The following is a 16225-nucleotide window of genomic DNA, read 5'->3' as shown; positions in this document are numbered from 1 at the left end:
GATTTAGAGCCCCACCAGTCGGTATCCGACCTGCAGCTCGGTTATGAAGTATTGCGGTTGCGCAGGGTCCACCTCCAGTTTCTGCCGCAAGTGCGCCATGTGTACCCGCAAATAGTGGGCACGATCCACGTAATCCAGACCCCATACCTCCAGCAACAGCTGCCGATGGGTGAGGACCCGGCTCTGCCCACGAATCATTGCGCACAGCAGGCGGTACTCGATGGGCGTCAGGTGCAATGGCAACCCCTGGCGCCACACCTCGTGGGTCGCCAGGTCCACCTTAATCTCGCCAAACACAACTGTGCTGGTGGCCGGCACGGTGCCGGCGTGCCCGTGCCGACGCAGTTGAGCGCGAATGCGCGCGAGCAGTTCGGGCACGCCAAAGGGTTTAGTCAGGTAGTCATCGGCGCCGGCGTCGAGGGCTGCGACCTTTTCCTCCTCGCGATCCCGAGCCGACAACACCAGGATCGGCACCGTCAGCCAACTCCGCAGTTCGCTGATCAAGTGTTTGCCGTCTCCATCCGGCAAGCCAAGATCGACGATCACCAGGTCCGGCTGGCGGCTGGCGGCGTGGATCAACGCACGTTTGACGCTGTCGGCGTCAAACACCTGGAAGCCCTCATCCTGCAAGGCGATGCCGACAAAACGGCGGATATTGGCCTCGTCTTCAACAATCAGAATGCGTGCAGTGCTCATACGGCGTCCATTGAGGGCGGGGTGCCCGCCGGTAACGTGATGGTGAAGTGCATGCCGCGCTCGCAGCCGGTCTCGACTTCGATACGCCCGCCGTGGGCTTCGACGATGCGTTTGGCCAGGGCCAGCCCAAGGCCGATCCCGGTGACGGAGGATTCCTGCTGGCCTCGGGCGAAGGGCTCGAACAGGTTGGCAGGTGCTTGTCCGGGACCGTTGTCACTGACTTCCAGCAGGATAGTGTCCGGGGCCTTGCGCGCACCGACGGTGATAACGGTGCCCGGCGGCGTGTACTTGGCGGCGTTGTCCAGCAGATTGACCAGCACCCTTTCGATCAACAATGCATCGATATCCACCAGCGGTAGCTGCGGGTCCAGTGCTGTGTGCACGACATGCGTGCCAAGGGGCTCGCGCAATTGGCGCAGGGCGCTGCCGACGATTTCTTCCAGGGAATGCCATTGCCGGTTGAGCCGCACGCCGCGCTCCTGCATGCGCGCCATATCCAGCAGATTCTCGATCAGGCGCTGCATTGACGTCGCCTGTTCATGAATGCCGTGGAGCAACTCGGTCAGCGGCCCCGGTGGCGCGTGAGGGAGAGCGGTATCGGCAGCGCCGATCAGGGTGGTCAAGGGTGTGCGCAAGTCATGGGAAATGGCCGCGAGCAACGTGTTGCGCATCTTCTCGCCTTCCATCTGCACCATCGTGCTCTGGGCCACTTCGACAAAGTGCACGCGCTCCAGGGCAATCGCCAACTGACTCATACAGGCTTCCAGCAGGCGGCGCTCTTCGGGCTCGTTGAGGCGCTCGCTTTGCGCCAGCTCCAGCACCAGCACCCCGCGCACGCGCATCGGTGCCTTGAGTGGCAGGTAGCAACCCTTGGCCGCCGACAGTGTGTCGGTGCCCTGGCCGGCGGACTGGCCGTGGTCGTAGGTCCATTGGGCGATGCTGTCGTCGATCGGCAGCCCGCCTGTGCCGACGCCGTGCACACCATCGGCGGCGTCTGGCAGGGCCAGACCGACCCGCGCCTCGAACACGCCGCTGAATGTACGCAGCGCCACTTCGCTGATTTGCTCCACGGTCAACGCCGCCGACAAGTCGCGGGCCAGACGTGCCAGCGAGGTGGCACGGCGCTCCCGGGCGGCAGCCGTGCGCGCTTCGTGGCGCAGGCGAGCGGTGAGTTGCCCGGTGATCAGGGCGATGCCGAGCATTAGCGCAAAGGTGAAGAAATATTGGGTGTCGTTGACGGTAAATGAGTAGCGCGGTTGTACGAAGAAAAAATCGAAACACAGCACCGCAAGCATCGCGGCCCACACCCCGGGGCCGCGTCCAAAACGCAGAGCCACCAGCACCACCGTGAGCAGAAACAGCATCACCACGTTGGCCAGCTCAAATACCTGCAGCAGCAGCGAGGCGATGCCGCTGGCGGCAAAACAGGCGAGGGTTGCCCAGAGGTAAGCCAGGCTTTTGTCCGGGGCCGGCGTCGGCTTTTCAATGACCGGCGGTGTCCAGGGTGACAGGCCGTGGGCGATCACGATCTGGTCGATCTGCGGATGGTGGCGGCTGATCCGGTCGCCTACCGATTGATGCCAAAACCGCCACATCCGACGCGGATGATGGCCGAGCACCAGTCGGTTGGCATTGTGTTCCCGGGCGCATGCGGCAAGCGCTTCGGCAACGTCCAGGCCTGGCAGTGTTGCAGTGTCGGCACCGAATTCGCTGGCCAGCGCCAGGCTTTTCATCGCGGTCAGGTAGCGTCTGGCGGCGCGACCCTGAGCGGAGGCGACGTGCACCACGATCCAGTCCGCCTCCAGCTTTTGCGCCAGGCGCGCCGCTTCCCGGACAAGGCGTTCATCCCCGGCGTCACCGGCCACGCCCACCAGCAGTCGTTCCCGCGCGGGCCAGAGGGTCTTGATCGACTGCTCGCGACGGTACACTCGCATTTGTGTGTCGACCCGGTCGGCGGTACGCCGCAGTGCCAGTTCCCGCAGGGCTAGCAGGTTGCCCTTGCGGAAAAAGTGCCGCGACGCACGCTCGGCCTGTGGGCCCAGGTAGACCTTGCCGTCCTTCAAGCGTTGCAGCAGATCATCCGGGGGCAGGTCGACCACCACCACTTCGTGGGCGTTATCGAACACATGATCCGGTACGGTTTCCCGCACGCGTATGCCAATGATCCCACTCACCAGATCGTTAAGGCTTTCCAGGTGTTGCACATTGAGGGTGGTCCACACGTCGATACCGGCGCCGAGCAGTTCCTCTACGTCTTGCCAGCGTTTCGGGTGGCGTGAGCCCGGCACGTTGCTATGGGCCAGCTCGTCCACCAGCAGCACGGCGGGCTGGCGCTGCAGGGCGGCGTCGAGGTCGAATTCGGTGAGGGCGAAGTCACGGTGCAGGCGTTGGGCGCGGGGCAGTTGTTCGAAGCCGTCGAGCCGGTGCGCGGTTTCCTGGCGGCCATGGGTTTCCACCACGCCGGCCAGTATGTCGCGGCCCAGGCTGATTTCACGTTGTGCCGCGTCGAGCATTGCGCAGGTCTTGCCCACGCCTGCGTTTGAGCCGAAGTAGATACGCAGTTTGCCGCGCAAGGCGGCCTGTTCCTCCTGCTGGAGCCGGGCGAGCAGGGCGTCGGGGTCGGGGCGTTCTTCGGCAGTTGCTGGCATATAAATCCTGATGAGTGCCGCTGTTTCAAGTGAGGGAGTGGCGTTACATCGCCGCTCCCTCATGGGTGGACGGTGCTACACGAGACCCAACCCGCTCAGCACCATGTCGATCAGCTTGATCCCGGCAAACGGTACGAGCACCCCGCCCAGACCATAGATCAGCAGGTTGCGATTCAGCAGTGCGGCAGCACCAATGGCACGGTAAGTCACACCGCGCAAAGCCAAAGGAATCAACGCAACAATGATCAATGCGTTGAAAATCACCGCACTGAGAATCGCCGAGTTAGGGCTGGCCAAATGCATCACGTTCAACGCGCCGAGCTGTGGATAGGTCGCGACAAACGCCGCCGGGATAATCGCGAAATACTTCGCCACATCGTTCGCCACGCTGAAGGTCGTGAGCGCGCCACGGGTCATCAGCATTTGTTTACCCACCTCGACCACTTCGATCAACTTGGTCGGGTTGCTGTCCAGGTCCACCATGTTGCCGGCCTCTTTCGCCGCCTGAGTGCCGCTGTTCATTGCCACTGCCACGTCGGCCTGGGCCAGTGCCGGTGCGTCGTTGGTGCCGTCGCCGGTCATGGCCACGAGTTTGCCCTGTGCCTGGTAGTCGCGGATCAGTTGCAGCTTGTCTTCCGGGCGCGCTTCGGCGAGGAAGTCGTCCACCCCGGCTTCCACCGCAATTGCCGCGGCAGTCAGACGGTTGTCGCCGGTGATCATCACGGTCTTGATGCCCATGCGGCGCAGTTCGGCAAAGCGCTCCTTGATACCGCCCTTGACCACGTCCTTCAGCTCCACAACCCCCAGAGCCCTGGCGCCGTCGGACACCACCAGCGGTGTGCTGCCACGTCGCGAAACCTCGTCGATCCTGGCCTGCAAGGCGGCCGGAAACCGCTCGCCCTGGGCTTCGATGTGACTGCGGATGGCGTCCGCCGCGCCCTTGCGAATACACCGACCCCCAGGCAGGTCGACGCCGCTCATGCGGGTCTGCGCGGTGAAATGCACAAAGCTGGCACCCAGTGCGTTGATGTCTCGCGCGCGGATATCGAATTTCTGCTTGGTCAATACCACAATACTGCGGCCTTCCGGGGTCTCGTCGGCCAGGGACGCCAGTTGCGCGGCATCGGCCAGTTCGGCTTCCTTGACGCCAGGTGCCGGCAGGAAACTGCTCGCCTGTCGGTTGCCCAAGGTGATGGTGCCGGTCTTGTCCAGCAGCAATACGTCGATATCACCGGCCGCCTCCACCGCACGGCCAGACGTGGCGATTACATTGGCCGACATCATGCGGCTCATCCCCGCCACGCCGATGGCCGACAGCAGGCCGCCAATGGTGGTGGGAATCAGGCACACCAGCAACGCCACCAGAACCGTGGCGCTGACCACACTGCCGCTGCCACTCATGGCCACGGCAAAGATCGAGTAAGGGCTCAGCGTCGCGATGACCAGCAGGAACAACAAAGTCAGGCCCACCAGTAAAATGGTCAGCGCGACTTCGTTGGGCGTTTTCTGGCGCTTTGCGGATTCGACCATGGAGATCATGCGGTCGAGGAACGACTCACCGGGGTTGACGCTGATGCGCACGACCAGCCAATCCGACAGCACCCGCGTGCCACCGGTGACCGACGAAAAGTCGCCGCCGGCTTCACGAATCACGGGGGCGGATTCGCCGGTGATTGCACTTTCATCCACCGAGGCCACGCCTTCGATGACCACGCCATCCAGCGGCACAAGGTCGCCGGCTTCGATCAGTACCACATTGTCCTTGCACAGCAAACTGGCTTCCAGCGGCAACCAGGTGCTGCCGTGCCGGGGTTCTTGCAGCAGCTTGGCCAGTGTCTTGCGCTTCATGCCCCGCAGGCTGGCCGCCTGGGCGCGGCTGCGGCCTTCGGCCAGGGCTTCGGCAAAGTTGGCGAACAACACGGTGAACCACAGCCACAGGCAGATACTGAGAATAAAGCCACTGGGGGCTTCTCCCTTTCCACCGAGGGACTGCAGCCACAGGAGCGTGGTGAGGATGCTGCCCAGGTACACCACGAACATCACCGGGTTTTTCCACTGGGCCTGGGGCATCAGTTTCTTCAACGCATCCCCGCAGGCAGTGAGAACGATGGTGCGATCAAACAGAGGTAAACGAGCATTCTTGATCATGGGGAATCTCTTACTCACTGGCTGCAACGGAGGGCTGACGCGACGCAAGGAGTGCGTCCAGCGCGAGGTTGAGTTGCAGCACATTGACCCGCGGTTCGCCGAGCAAATCGAGGGTACGGGCGGCGGTGTGTTCGTTCACCAGCTGTAGCAGTTCGGCTTCAGGCATCTGTCGCAAGCGGGCCACCCGGGCCAACTGAATGCGCGCGTTGGCCACCGAAATATGCGGGTCCAGGCCCGAGGCGGATGCGGTGACCGCGTCCACCGGCACCTGGGCGTTGGCGGCGAGGCCGTTGTCCTGGCGATACGCTTTAACCCTGGCAGCGACCTGGTCCATCAGTTTCTGGCTGGTCGGGCCCAGGTTGCTGGCGCCGCTGGAGCCTGAGTTGTAGGGCTGCGACACGCTTTTGCCCGGATCCTGCGGGTCGGCGCCGAGGGTCATGCTCGGGCGACCGTGGAAGTATTCGGGCTTGGTGAAGTGCTGGCCGATCAACGTCGAGCCGATCACCCGTCCTTCGCGTTCAATCAGCGAGCCCTGGGCCTGGAACGGGAACAGCAACTGCGCTGCAAAGGTGGTGAAGATCGGGTACGCGAGGCCGGTCAGTGCCATGAAAAACACCGCCGAAACCAACACCGGGCGCAACAGCCCTTTGAATATCGATTGAGTCGTCATCAACGTGTCCTTAGTTGTACGTCTGGCCGGACAGCAACTGCAGTTGCTCCACCAGCGGGCCGAGCGCGAGCGCCGGCAGGAAGGTCAGACCGCCGACCACCAACACCACAAACACCACCAGCACCATGAACAGCGGCGTCGCCGTGGGAATGGTGCCGGCACCGGCTGGAACGGTCTTTTTCATCGCCAGGGATCCGGCCACGGCCAGCATCGGCAGCATGGTGAAGAAGCGCCCGACCAGCATCGCGAGACCAATGGTGGTATTGAAAAACGGCGTGTTGGCGTTCAGCCCGGCAAACGCCGAGCCGTTGTTGGCGGTGCCCGAGGTGTAGGCGTACAGGACCTCGCTGAACCCATGGGGGCCGAGGTTGTTGAGGCTCGCCATGGTGTCGGGCCACAGCGCGGCGAGAGCGGTGAAGCCGAGGATGCTGATGGGGTGCGCGAGCACTGAGAGCATCACCAGTTTGATTTCCCCGGCCTCGACTTTCTTGCCGAGGAATTCCGGGCTGCGGCCGATCATCATGCCGACCAGGAACACCGTCAGCAGCGCGTACTGGATCAAGTTGATAAAGCCCACGCCGTCGCCGCCAAACACACAGTTGAGCATCATCTGCGCCAGGGGCACGAAGCCGCCCATGGGGGTCAACGAGTCGTGCATCGCGTTGACCGATCCGGTGGTCGCCGCGGTAGTGGTGGCGATAAACAGGCTGCTGTCGGCGATGCCGAAACGCAGCTCCTTGCCTTCCATGTTGCCGCCGCTTTGCTCGATGGACAGCGCCTGGTTGGCGCCTGCCTGGGTCAGCAGGGGATTACCGTTTTGCTCCGCGCCATACACCAGCGCGAGGAAACCGATGAACATCACCAGAAAGGTGCCGAAAAACACCCAGCCCTGACGGCGTTGCAGCAGCATGCTGCCGAAGGTGTAAGTCAGAGCCGAAGGGATCAGCAGCATGCTGAGGATATGCAGCGCGTTGGTCAGCGGTGTGGGGTTTTCGAACGGGTGAGCGGCGTTCATGCTGAAGAATCCGCCGCCGTTCGTGCCGATATGCTTGATCGACTCAAAGCTCGCCACCGCACCGACAATCAACTGTTGTTGCGCGCCTTCAAGCGTTGTCGCCAGTGCCTGGGACGCAAAAGTCTGCGGCATGCCTTGCCACACGTATACCAGGGCCATAGTCACGCACAGTGGCAGCATCACGCGGTACAAAATGCGTGTGAAGTCGACCCAGAAGTTGCCGATATCCGCGGAGCTTGAGCGGCTCAAGCCTCGGATGAAACCGGCAGCGGCGACCACGCCGGAAGTCGCGCCGACAAACATCAGAAACGTGATCACCGCCATCTGGCTAAAGTTCGACAGGCTGGTTTCGCCCGAGTACGCCTGCCAGTTGGTGTTGGTAATGAAAGAAGCGGCGGTGTTGAACGCCAAATCCGGGGTTTGAGCGACCAACCCCAAGGGGTTGATCGGCATGACGGCCTGCATCCGCAGGATGATGTAGCCAAGCAGCATCATCGCCGCGTTCGATAACAGCAGCGCCGAGCCATAGCGCGCCCAGCCCATGGTTTCCAGCGGGTCGATGCCCAGCAGGCGATAGGTACAACGTTCCGGCAACGCATGGCGCGTCCCGGTGAACACCCGGGTCAGCCATTTGCCCATCAATACGGCGAGCCCCGTCATCAACCCCAGGATCAGCGCAAATTCCAGCACAGTGCTTAACATGTCGTGGCTCCGTTCAAATCTTGCCCATGGCGACAATGGCCATGGCAGTCGCAACAAAAAACACCAGGGAGATGCCAATGAACATCACGTCGTACATGGCGAACTCCCTAGAATTTTTCTGCGCGAATAAGGGCATAGCCCAAATAAACGAACAGCCCCACGGCACATAAGCCGCTGGCGATATAGATGAACGTGAGTGTGAGCACGGTGTAGAACCCCTGAATGAGTACGCCGAAATTGCGGACGCAAAGAGGTTAATCTCAGGGGTATCAAGCTCGGGCACTGATTACGGCGGGCGGTATTAAGACGGTATAAAGATGAGGTTGGGCCGGGCGTAAAAAAGGGATAGCCGGCCGCCCGGCTATCCCTTGAAAAACGGGGGTCCAATTGATGCCGCCTATTTGGACTTCTTTCCCTTCTCGTTGCAGGTAGCGAGATGCTCGAAGCAGAAGGCAGCGGTGCCAAAAAGCGCAGTCATTGACAGGACGATCATGCCTAAAGTTGAACTTTCCACGAGAGCTTCCTACGAATTTGAAGGGCATGACGCCACAGTAGTGCGGGACAGTGAGTTGCTAAATAGCAAAGACGTAATCGTTATGCCCAACAGCCAATTCATACGGAGTCTTTACGGAAAAATGCTAACTGGCCCGATCACTCGTTCGAGTGCCGGACGTGCTTTGTCCGCGGGCGCTGCGGGATTGGGTGTAAGACCGCATCGCACACAACCGCTAACGTTTGTTTGGCAAGCACGAGGTTTGTCTGGTGCAAAGCTCACGGCGCGGGAACGCGCGGCATAGGTCGGAGATGTAGCGATCAATGAGCTGATGAAAGGCGGTACGTTCAGCCTCGAAGCTAATAAATGCCCGGTCGATTTCGCTTTCGATCATGCGTGCCCATTCTAGGACGGCGAATTTGGTTTCGAAGGTTTTTCGTTGGGCTGGATAGCCATTACGGCAGATCTGCGCTTTTCACGGCCTTTTGCCAAAAACTGGTCCATGCTTCCTGATTGGTACCGTTTTGACCAGTCTTAGCACACCTCAGTGTGTAAAACCTCGGGGGAACGACATTCAGGACTGAAACAGGTGTGGGGGGAGTAGCGCTGACCCCTTGCGACGCAATGGGTAGAAGAGGGTGGTGCACCTGACGGGATTCGAACCCATGACCCCTGCCTTCGGAGGGCAGTACTCTATCCAGCTGAGCTACAGGTGCAACGCGGGCGCCATAATACTCATCTGGCCTGCACGCGTCCATGCCGATGACCGGCCGTTAACAATTTAGTGAGACCAGGCCAAGCCGCAAAGGCACCCCCACACGACAACCGCATCCGCACACTCCCCGCTACGCTGATCCGAATTCATCCCCACCCCCAGCCCCAGCCGTTCTTTTTTTCGAACGCACTATTGTCCTTTACCCCTGTTGTCCCTAGGATTCGTTTGAGATTTCAAACGCCCCGCCCGGCCTTTCTTCTATTCTCCAATCAGGGCCGGCGACAGTATTATCCGGCGGCGGCCTCGGTCGAGGCGCCCGCACACAACCATTCGCTCCGCCGCGCGCGGTGCTGTTCAGGAGGCCGCAATGCAGCTCAAAGACTCGAAGTTGTTCCGCCAGCAGGCGTACATCAATGGCGCCTGGGCGGATGCCGACAGTGGCCAGACCATCAAGGTCAACAACCCGTCGACCAACGAGATTCTCGGCACCGTGCCGAAGATGGGCGCTGCTGAAACCCGCCGCGCCATCGAGGCCGCTGACAAGGCGCTGCCGGCCTGGCGTGCGCTGACCGCCAAAGAGCGTGGCGCCAAGCTGCGTCGCTGGTTCGAACTGATGATTGAAAACCAGGACGACCTCGGTCGCCTGATGACCCTGGAGCAGGGCAAGCCGCTGGCCGAGGCCAAAGGTGAGATCACTTACGCTGCTTCCTTTATCGAGTGGTTCTCTGAAGAGGCCAAGCGCGTTTATGGCGACGTGATTCCGGGCCATCAACCGGACAAGCGCCTGATTGTCCTCAAGCAGCCAATCGGCGTCACTGCGGCTATCACGCCGTGGAACTTCCCCGCTGCGATGATCACCCGCAAGGCCGGCCCGGCGCTGGCGGCAGGCTGCACCATGGTGCTCAAGCCCGCGTCGCAAACCCCTTACTCCGCACTGGCACTGGCTGAACTGGCCGAGCGCGCTGGCATCCCGGCTGGCGTGTTCAGCGTGGTGACCGGCAGCGCCGGCGATATCGGCAGCGAGCTGACCAGCAACCCGATCGTGCGCAAGCTGTCGTTCACCGGCTCCACCGAAATCGGTCGCCAGTTGATGGCTGAATGCGCCCACGACATCAAGAAGGTCTCGCTGGAGCTGGGTGGCAACGCGCCGTTCATCGTGTTCGACGACGCTGACCTGGATAAGGCCGTTGAAGGCGCGATCATTTCCAAGTACCGCAACAACGGCCAGACGTGCGTTTGCGCCAACCGCATCTACGTGCAGGACGCTGTCTACGACGCCTTCGCCGAGAAGCTGCAGGTTGCCGTCGCCAAGCTGAAAGTGGGTGATGGCTTGGCCGACGGCGTGACCACGGGTCCGTTGATCGACGAAAAAGCCGTGGCCAAGGTAAAAGAACACATCGCTGACGCCTTGAGCAAAGGCGCGAAAGTGCTGAGCGGCGGCAACAGCCTGGAAGGCAACTTCTTCGAACCGACTATCCTCGTCAACGTGCCGAAAAACGCAGCCGTGGCCAAGGAAGAAACCTTCGGTCCGCTGGCACCGCTGTTCCGCTTCAAAGATGAAGCCGAAGTGATCGCCATGGCCAACGACACCGAGTTCGGGCTGGCGTCGTATTTCTATGCGCAGAACCTGAGCCGCGTGTTCCGTGTGGCTGAAGCGCTGGAGTACGGCATGGTGGGCATCAACACCGGCCTGATCTCCAACGAAGTGGCGCCGTTCGGTGGCGTCAAAGCATCCGGTCTTGGCCGTGAAGGCTCCAAGTACGGCATCGAAGATTATCTGGAAATCAAATACCTCTGCCTCAGCATCTAAACCCGTTGAGTGGCAGAGTGAAGTAACTGTTCGACAACCTGCGGGACGCGAGAGCGCCGTTTCGCAGGTTTCAGTGGCACCAACCTATTGGTGGCCGGGAGGCCGCGACAGTCGATCATCGTATGCTGTCGCTGTTGACCCCCGCTGCTTGATCCTTGAACCGCGCCGCCCGATGAGCGGCGAATGAGGAAATGATGAGCAAAACTAACGCATCCCTGATGAAACGCCGCGAAGCTGCTGTCCCACGCGGCGTTGGTCAAATTCACCCGATCTTTGCTGAATCCGCGAAGAACGCCACCGTCACCGACGTCGAAGGCAACGAGTTCATCGACTTCGCGGGCGGCATTGCGGTACTGAACACCGGTCACCTGCACCCGAAAATCATCGCGGCCGTGCAAGAGCAACTGACCAAGCTGACCCACACTTGCTTCCAGGTGCTGGCGTACGAGCCTTACGTCGAGCTGTGCGAGAAGGTCAACGCCAAGGTGCCGGGCGATTTCGCCAAGAAAACCCTGCTGGTCACCACCGGTTCCGAAGCGGTTGAAAACGCCGTCAAGATCGCCCGCGCCGCGACAGGCCGTGCGGGCGTCATCGCCTTCACCGGTGCTTACCACGGCCGCACCATGATGACCCTGGGTCTGACCGGTAAAGTCGTGCCTTACTCGGCCGGCATGGGCCTGATGCCGGGCGGTATCTTCCGCGCCATCTACCCGAACGAGCTGCACGGTGTCAGCGTTGACGATTCGATCGCCAGCATCGAGCGCATCTTCAAGAACGACGCTGAGCCGAAAGACATCGCCGCGATCATCATCGAGCCGGTGCAGGGCGAGGGCGGTTTCTACGTCGCGCCGAAGGCGTTCATGGCGCGTCTGCGTGAGCTGTGTGACAAGCACGGCATTCTGCTGATCGCTGACGAAGTGCAGACCGGCGCTGGCCGTACTGGCACCTTCTTCGCCATGGAACAGATGGGCGTAAGCGCCGACCTGACCACCTTCGCCAAATCCATCGCCGGTGGTTTCCCGCTGGCCGGTGTGTGCGGCAAGGCTGAATACATGGACGCTATCGCGCCGGGCGGCCTGGGCGGCACGTATGCCGGCAGCCCGATCGCGTGTGCGGCGGCGTTGGCGGTCATGGAAGTGTTCGAAGAAGAGCACCTGCTGGATCGTTGCAAAGCCGTTGGCGAGCGTCTGGTCACTGGCCTGCGCGCCATCCAGGCCAAGTACCCGGTCATCGGCGAAGTCCGCGCGCTGGGCGCCATGATCGCCGTCGAGTGCTTCGAGAATGGCGACACCCACAAGCCGAACGCCGCTGCCGTCGCGCAAGTGATCGCAAAGGCCCGGGACAAGGGGCTGATCCTGCTGTCCTGCGGCACCTACGGCAACGTGTTGCGCGTGCTGGTCCCGCTGACCTCGCCGGACGAGCAGTTGGACAAAGGCCTGAAGATCATCGAAGAATGCTTCGCTGAAATCGCCTGACTTCATGCCGATGAGCCGCGGGCACGCTTGATCAACGTGTGACCGCTTCATCAGAAAAAACCTGCTTCGGCAGGTTTTTTCGTTTATTGGCGTCAGAAAACTCTCTTTCGGCCTGTCTCCCTGACCAGTCTTTGACTAAGGTAAAGGCACTGATGCCGGAGAGTCATGATGACCGATGTAGAGGCGCTAGCCGTTCCCCGCGTGTTGATCGCAGAAGCTGACCCTTGGGCTCGCGAGATGCTCAATGAATTGGTCCTGGATGTCCGTTGCGACGCTCAACTGGACATCTGTTCGAACGGCCGGGAGGCCATCGAACTGATGAGCGGGTTCATCCCGGACCTGGTGATCGCGTCACGCGAGTTACCCGGCGTCGATGGCCTGAGCCTGCTGCGCGGGCTACGGCAGTTGCGTCGCCAGCCACCGGTTCGTTTCATTCTGCTGAGCAGTCGCAGCGACAGCGTCAGTGTCCGCGAGGCTGTGCAACTGGCGCCCACCGCCTACCTCACCAAACCCCTGAACATGGAAGGCCTGCGCCATCGGCTGGAAACGCTGCTGTTGCAGGACGGTGCGCAGGTCGCCTGTGCGGTCCCCGCGTTGGCGCCGGGTGTCGGGCTGGATGCGTTTCTGGAAAATCGTCGCGAAGTGGCCGACGGCGGGCCGCTGTTCGTTGACGTAAGGGCGGCGGTGGCCAGCAGTCGCGGGGCGTCGGGTGTGGATCTGACGTTGCTGGAACAGGCGCTGATCCATGACCCCCATGTCACCGCACTGTTGATTGCCGCCGCTAACAGCGCGTCGAATCATCAGGGCAAGCCCGTGCAGACGCTGAGGCAGGCGCTCGCCATATTGGGCGCCACCCAGAGCGTCAATCTGGTGCAAGGTCTGGCCCTCAAGCGCGGGGCGGTGCTGACGGATGCAACGTTGTTGCTGCACGCCACGGAAATCTGGGAGGTCTCGCAACGCACCGCTGAATGTGCGCGGACGCTAGCGCGCAAGCTGGATCTCGATCACGAGCGCTGTTACTGCGCCGGGTTGCTCAGGGGCCTGGGCGAATTGACGGTGTTACGCTGTTTGCAGGACTGGCTGATCGCCGGCGGCGCGCTGGATGAGGCAACCATCCGCCGCGCGTTGGCGCAGTATTCGGCCTCGTTTGGCTCGGCATTGCGCACACGCTGGCGGCTGCCGCTGGAGCTGCGTGAATTGATTGCAGCGGTGTACCAATACAACACTGGCGTTTTCACGCGTGAGGTATTGGCGATGAATGTGGCAGGACAGATGGGCTCGCTCGGACTTGAAGACCCGCTGGAGGCCCTGGCGAAAAGCAAGTCGGCGCGGCTGTTGAAGGTCAGCGAGTCAGATCTGGAAGGGGTGCGCAGCAAGACGGTGGCTTAGCCAGGATGTTGATCTCAGAACAGCAGGCTCACACCAGCACAATCTGATTCTTGCCCTGGCGCTTGGCCTGATACATCGCGGCATCCGAGCGTGCGTAAAGCGCTTCGAGGCTCTGGTCCTGCTCGCCGAGGTTGGTCAGCCCCTGGCTGGCGGTGATGCCGAAGGTTTTGTCATTGCACTGGAAGCTCAGGCGCTGAATCTCACGCTGCAACCGCTCGGCAATCTGCTGGGCCATTTCCGGCGCACAGCCCGGGAACACCGCGGCAAACTCTTCCCCGCCGATTCGCCCGAACAGATCGCCACGACGCAGCGTCTTGCGCCCGCATTCGGCGATGCGTTGCAGCACCAGATCGCCTTCCTGGTGGCCGTAGGTATCGTTGACCAGCTTGAAATCATCCACGTCCAGCAACAGGAACGCCATCGGCGTGCCCTGCAGACGCGCCTGCTCGAATTCGCGTTGAGCGCATTCGAAGAAGTGCCGGCGGTTGCTGCTCTGGGTGAGCACGTCGGTGGTGGCCAGACGCTGCAATTCGTCTTCGAGGTGCTTCTTCTCGGTGATGTCTTCGGCGATGCCGACCACGATCAGGCGCTGGCTGTGCTCGGCCTGATGACTGACAAAGCATTTATCACTCAGCCAGCGGACCTGGCCGTCAGCACGAATGATGCGGTACTCGCGGTCTTCGATGGAGCCTTTTTCGAGCACTTCGCTGAGGCTGCGCTCGGCGTAGTCCAGATCGTCGGGATAAATGCTGTCGCGCCACTCGCTGTAGTCCGCGAGCAACAATCCGGCAGAACGGCCGAAAATGCGCTCGTAGGCGGGGCTGACATAGATCATGCGTTGCGTCTGCCAGTCGAACGCCCACAACACGGCGTTTACGCTGACCAGCAGAGAACTGAACAGCTGCTCACGCTCGCTGAGGCGCGCCACTTCCGCCTGGGCATGCATCAGCGCCAGAAGGGTTTCTGCGGCGGCGGGGGTCTCAACGTGGGGAGTCTGGTTGTCCATGAGCACTGCATCTCGGAATAAGGTGCGGCGCATGCCACAACATGTCACACAGCATAGTGCGAAGGTGTTAATGAGATAGGAGTAATGGCACTAAGTTCCGATCGGTGCCACCCGGACGAATGGTCACCGATCAACGGCATCAAGCGTGGTGAGGTCGCAACGAGTAGGTTTTCAGCTGATCGGCGAAGTCACGCAGCGACTGAATCCCGCTGGCTTCGGCCTCGTGGACCCAGTCCTTGATGGCCGCGAGCATGTCGTGACCATTGCTGCTGGTCTTCGCCCAGATCTGCTGCAGCGCCAGGCGTTTTTCGTAGATCACTTTCAGTGCCTGACTGTGTTCCAGCATGGTCTGGATGCGCGCTTGATGCTTGTCTTCAAGCAGGCTGGGCTCGCGGGAAAGCAGGCGTTTGGCGCGGCGGAACTGATGGCGTACGGAGGCATCGGCTTTCGCCAGCTCCTGTGCCACCAAAGGCGCGATCACCAGCTTGCGGTACTGAGCCATGATCTGAAAACGGTTGTTGAGGATGGCCATCGCCGTGTCCATGTCCAGGTGGCCCTTGCCCTCAACGCGGTGCGCGATTGGCGCGACACGTTGCACCTTCGCCAGGCGCAACCAGCTGAACACTTTGATCCACGCCCAGCCCATGTCGAATTCCCAGCGCTTGACCGACAGCTTGGCCGAGTTCGGATAAGTATGGTGGTTGTTATGCAGCTCTTCGCCGCCGATCAAAATGCCCCAGGGCACCAGATTGGTGGCAGCGTCACGGCATTCGAAGTTGCGATAGCCGACTGCATGGCCCAGGCCATTGACCACGCCTGCCGCCCACACCGGAATCCACATCATCTGGATCGCCCAGACGGTGATGCCGATAACGCCGAACAGCGCCAGATCAATCACACCCATGAGCGCGACGCCCAGCAGGGGATAGCGCGAATACAGGTTGCGCTCGATCCAGTCTTCGGGGCAGTTTTTGCCGTAGATACGTAGTGTTTCAGGATTTTCCGCTTCGGCGCGGTACAGCTCGGCGCCTTTGCGCAATACCGTCGAAAGGCCTTTGATGACCGGGCTGTGCGGATCATCGACGGTTTCGCATTTGGCATGGTGCTTGCGGTGGATAGCGGTCCACTCGCGGGTGTTCTGCGCCGTGGTGAGCCACAGCCAGAAACGGAAAAAGTGCTTGAGCCCGGCGTTGAGTTCCAGGGAGCGATGCGCTGAATAGCGATGGAGATAGACCGTGACGCCGACGATGGTGACATGCGTCATCGCCAGGGTGACTGCGACCAATTGCCAGACGGAAAGGTCGAGCAGACCGTTGTTCCACATAGGCTGATTTGCCCTCGGTTGTAACGCGTGCGATGTACGGATCCGCCTGAGCAGACCCTGAGACAGAAGCGCGCATTATCACTTAGCTCACAGATAAAACCACCCGCTGTTTTAGATAAGCGTCGCAAGATGTT

General features: G+C 61.2%; 11 protein-coding genes and 1 tRNA gene. 3 read left to right on the top strand and 9 right to left on the bottom strand.

Features of this window, described 5'->3' with window-relative positions:
- Positions 1–3: 3 nt before the first annotated feature.
- The 7 genes from EC919_RS17595 to EC919_RS17565 form a co-directional block, all read right to left on the bottom strand.
- Positions 4–696, bottom strand: a complete 693-nt coding sequence (locus tag EC919_RS17595) for a response regulator (protein WP_133775684.1) — start codon at positions 694–696, stop codon at positions 4–6.
- Positions 693–3344, bottom strand: coding sequence for a sensor histidine kinase (locus EC919_RS17590; RefSeq protein ID WP_133775683.1), 2652 nt, complete (start codon positions 3342–3344; stop codon positions 693–695). Before EC919_RS17590 ends, EC919_RS17595 begins: the two co-directional genes overlap by 4 nt.
- A gap of 75 nt (positions 3345–3419) precedes the next feature.
- A complete protein-coding gene (gene kdpB, locus EC919_RS17585) occupies positions 3420–5492 on the bottom strand; it encodes a potassium-transporting ATPase subunit KdpB (RefSeq protein ID WP_133775682.1) in 2073 nt (690 codons plus the stop codon).
- A 10-nt stretch (positions 5493–5502) separates the two neighbouring features.
- Entirely contained in the window at positions 5503–6162 is a 660-nt protein-coding gene (gene kdpC, locus EC919_RS17580; protein WP_133775681.1) for a potassium-transporting ATPase subunit KdpC, read from the bottom strand.
- Between the two features lie 10 nt (positions 6163–6172).
- The gene (kdpA, locus tag EC919_RS17575) at positions 6173–7879 is read right to left on the bottom strand and encodes a potassium-transporting ATPase subunit KdpA (protein WP_133775680.1); all 1707 of its coding nucleotides are present in this window, start codon (positions 7877–7879) and stop codon (positions 6173–6175) included.
- A gap of 107 nt (positions 7880–7986) precedes the next feature.
- Complete coding sequence (kdpF, locus tag EC919_RS27590) at positions 7987–8085, bottom strand: K(+)-transporting ATPase subunit F (protein WP_076964610.1); 99 nt, start codon at positions 8083–8085, stop codon at positions 7987–7989.
- Positions 8086–9011: 926 nt separating this feature from the next.
- A tRNA-Arg gene (locus tag EC919_RS17565) sits at positions 9012–9088 on the bottom strand.
- Between the two features lie 366 nt (positions 9089–9454).
- Here EC919_RS17565 and gabD point away from each other — a divergent pair.
- From gabD to EC919_RS17550, 3 genes are all read left to right on the top strand, one after another.
- The gene (gabD, locus tag EC919_RS17560) at positions 9455–10897 is read left to right on the top strand and encodes an NADP-dependent succinate-semialdehyde dehydrogenase (protein WP_133775679.1); all 1443 of its coding nucleotides are present in this window, start codon (positions 9455–9457) and stop codon (positions 10895–10897) included.
- Between the two features lie 194 nt (positions 10898–11091).
- Entirely contained in the window at positions 11092–12372 is a 1281-nt protein-coding gene (gene gabT, locus EC919_RS17555) for a 4-aminobutyrate--2-oxoglutarate transaminase (RefSeq protein ID WP_133775678.1), read from the top strand.
- Between the two features lie 165 nt (positions 12373–12537).
- Complete coding sequence (locus tag EC919_RS17550; RefSeq protein WP_133775677.1) at positions 12538–13761, top strand: HDOD domain-containing protein; 1224 nt, start codon at positions 12538–12540, stop codon at positions 13759–13761.
- A 28-nt stretch (positions 13762–13789) separates the two neighbouring features.
- On the opposite strand, the gene EC919_RS17545 is transcribed toward EC919_RS17550, so the two are convergent.
- Together EC919_RS17545 and desA are read right to left on the bottom strand one after the other, a co-directional pair.
- Entirely contained in the window at positions 13790–14767 is a 978-nt protein-coding gene (locus EC919_RS17545; RefSeq protein WP_133775676.1) for a GGDEF domain-containing protein, read from the bottom strand.
- Positions 14768–14906: 139 nt separating this feature from the next.
- Positions 14907–16091: a delta-9 fatty acid desaturase DesA gene (gene desA / locus EC919_RS17540; RefSeq protein WP_133775675.1), complete on the bottom strand. Its 1185-nt coding sequence runs from the start codon at positions 16089–16091 to the stop codon at positions 14907–14909.
- Between the last annotated feature and the right edge of the window lie 134 nt (positions 16092–16225).

The sequence above is a fragment of the Pseudomonas graminis genome, from assembly GCF_004364335.1.
Classification (GTDB): Bacteria; Pseudomonadota; Gammaproteobacteria; order Pseudomonadales; family Pseudomonadaceae; genus Aquipseudomonas; species Aquipseudomonas graminis_D.
Note: the sequence above shows the minus strand (reverse complement) of the source record. Positions and strands in the feature narration are given on the sequence as shown.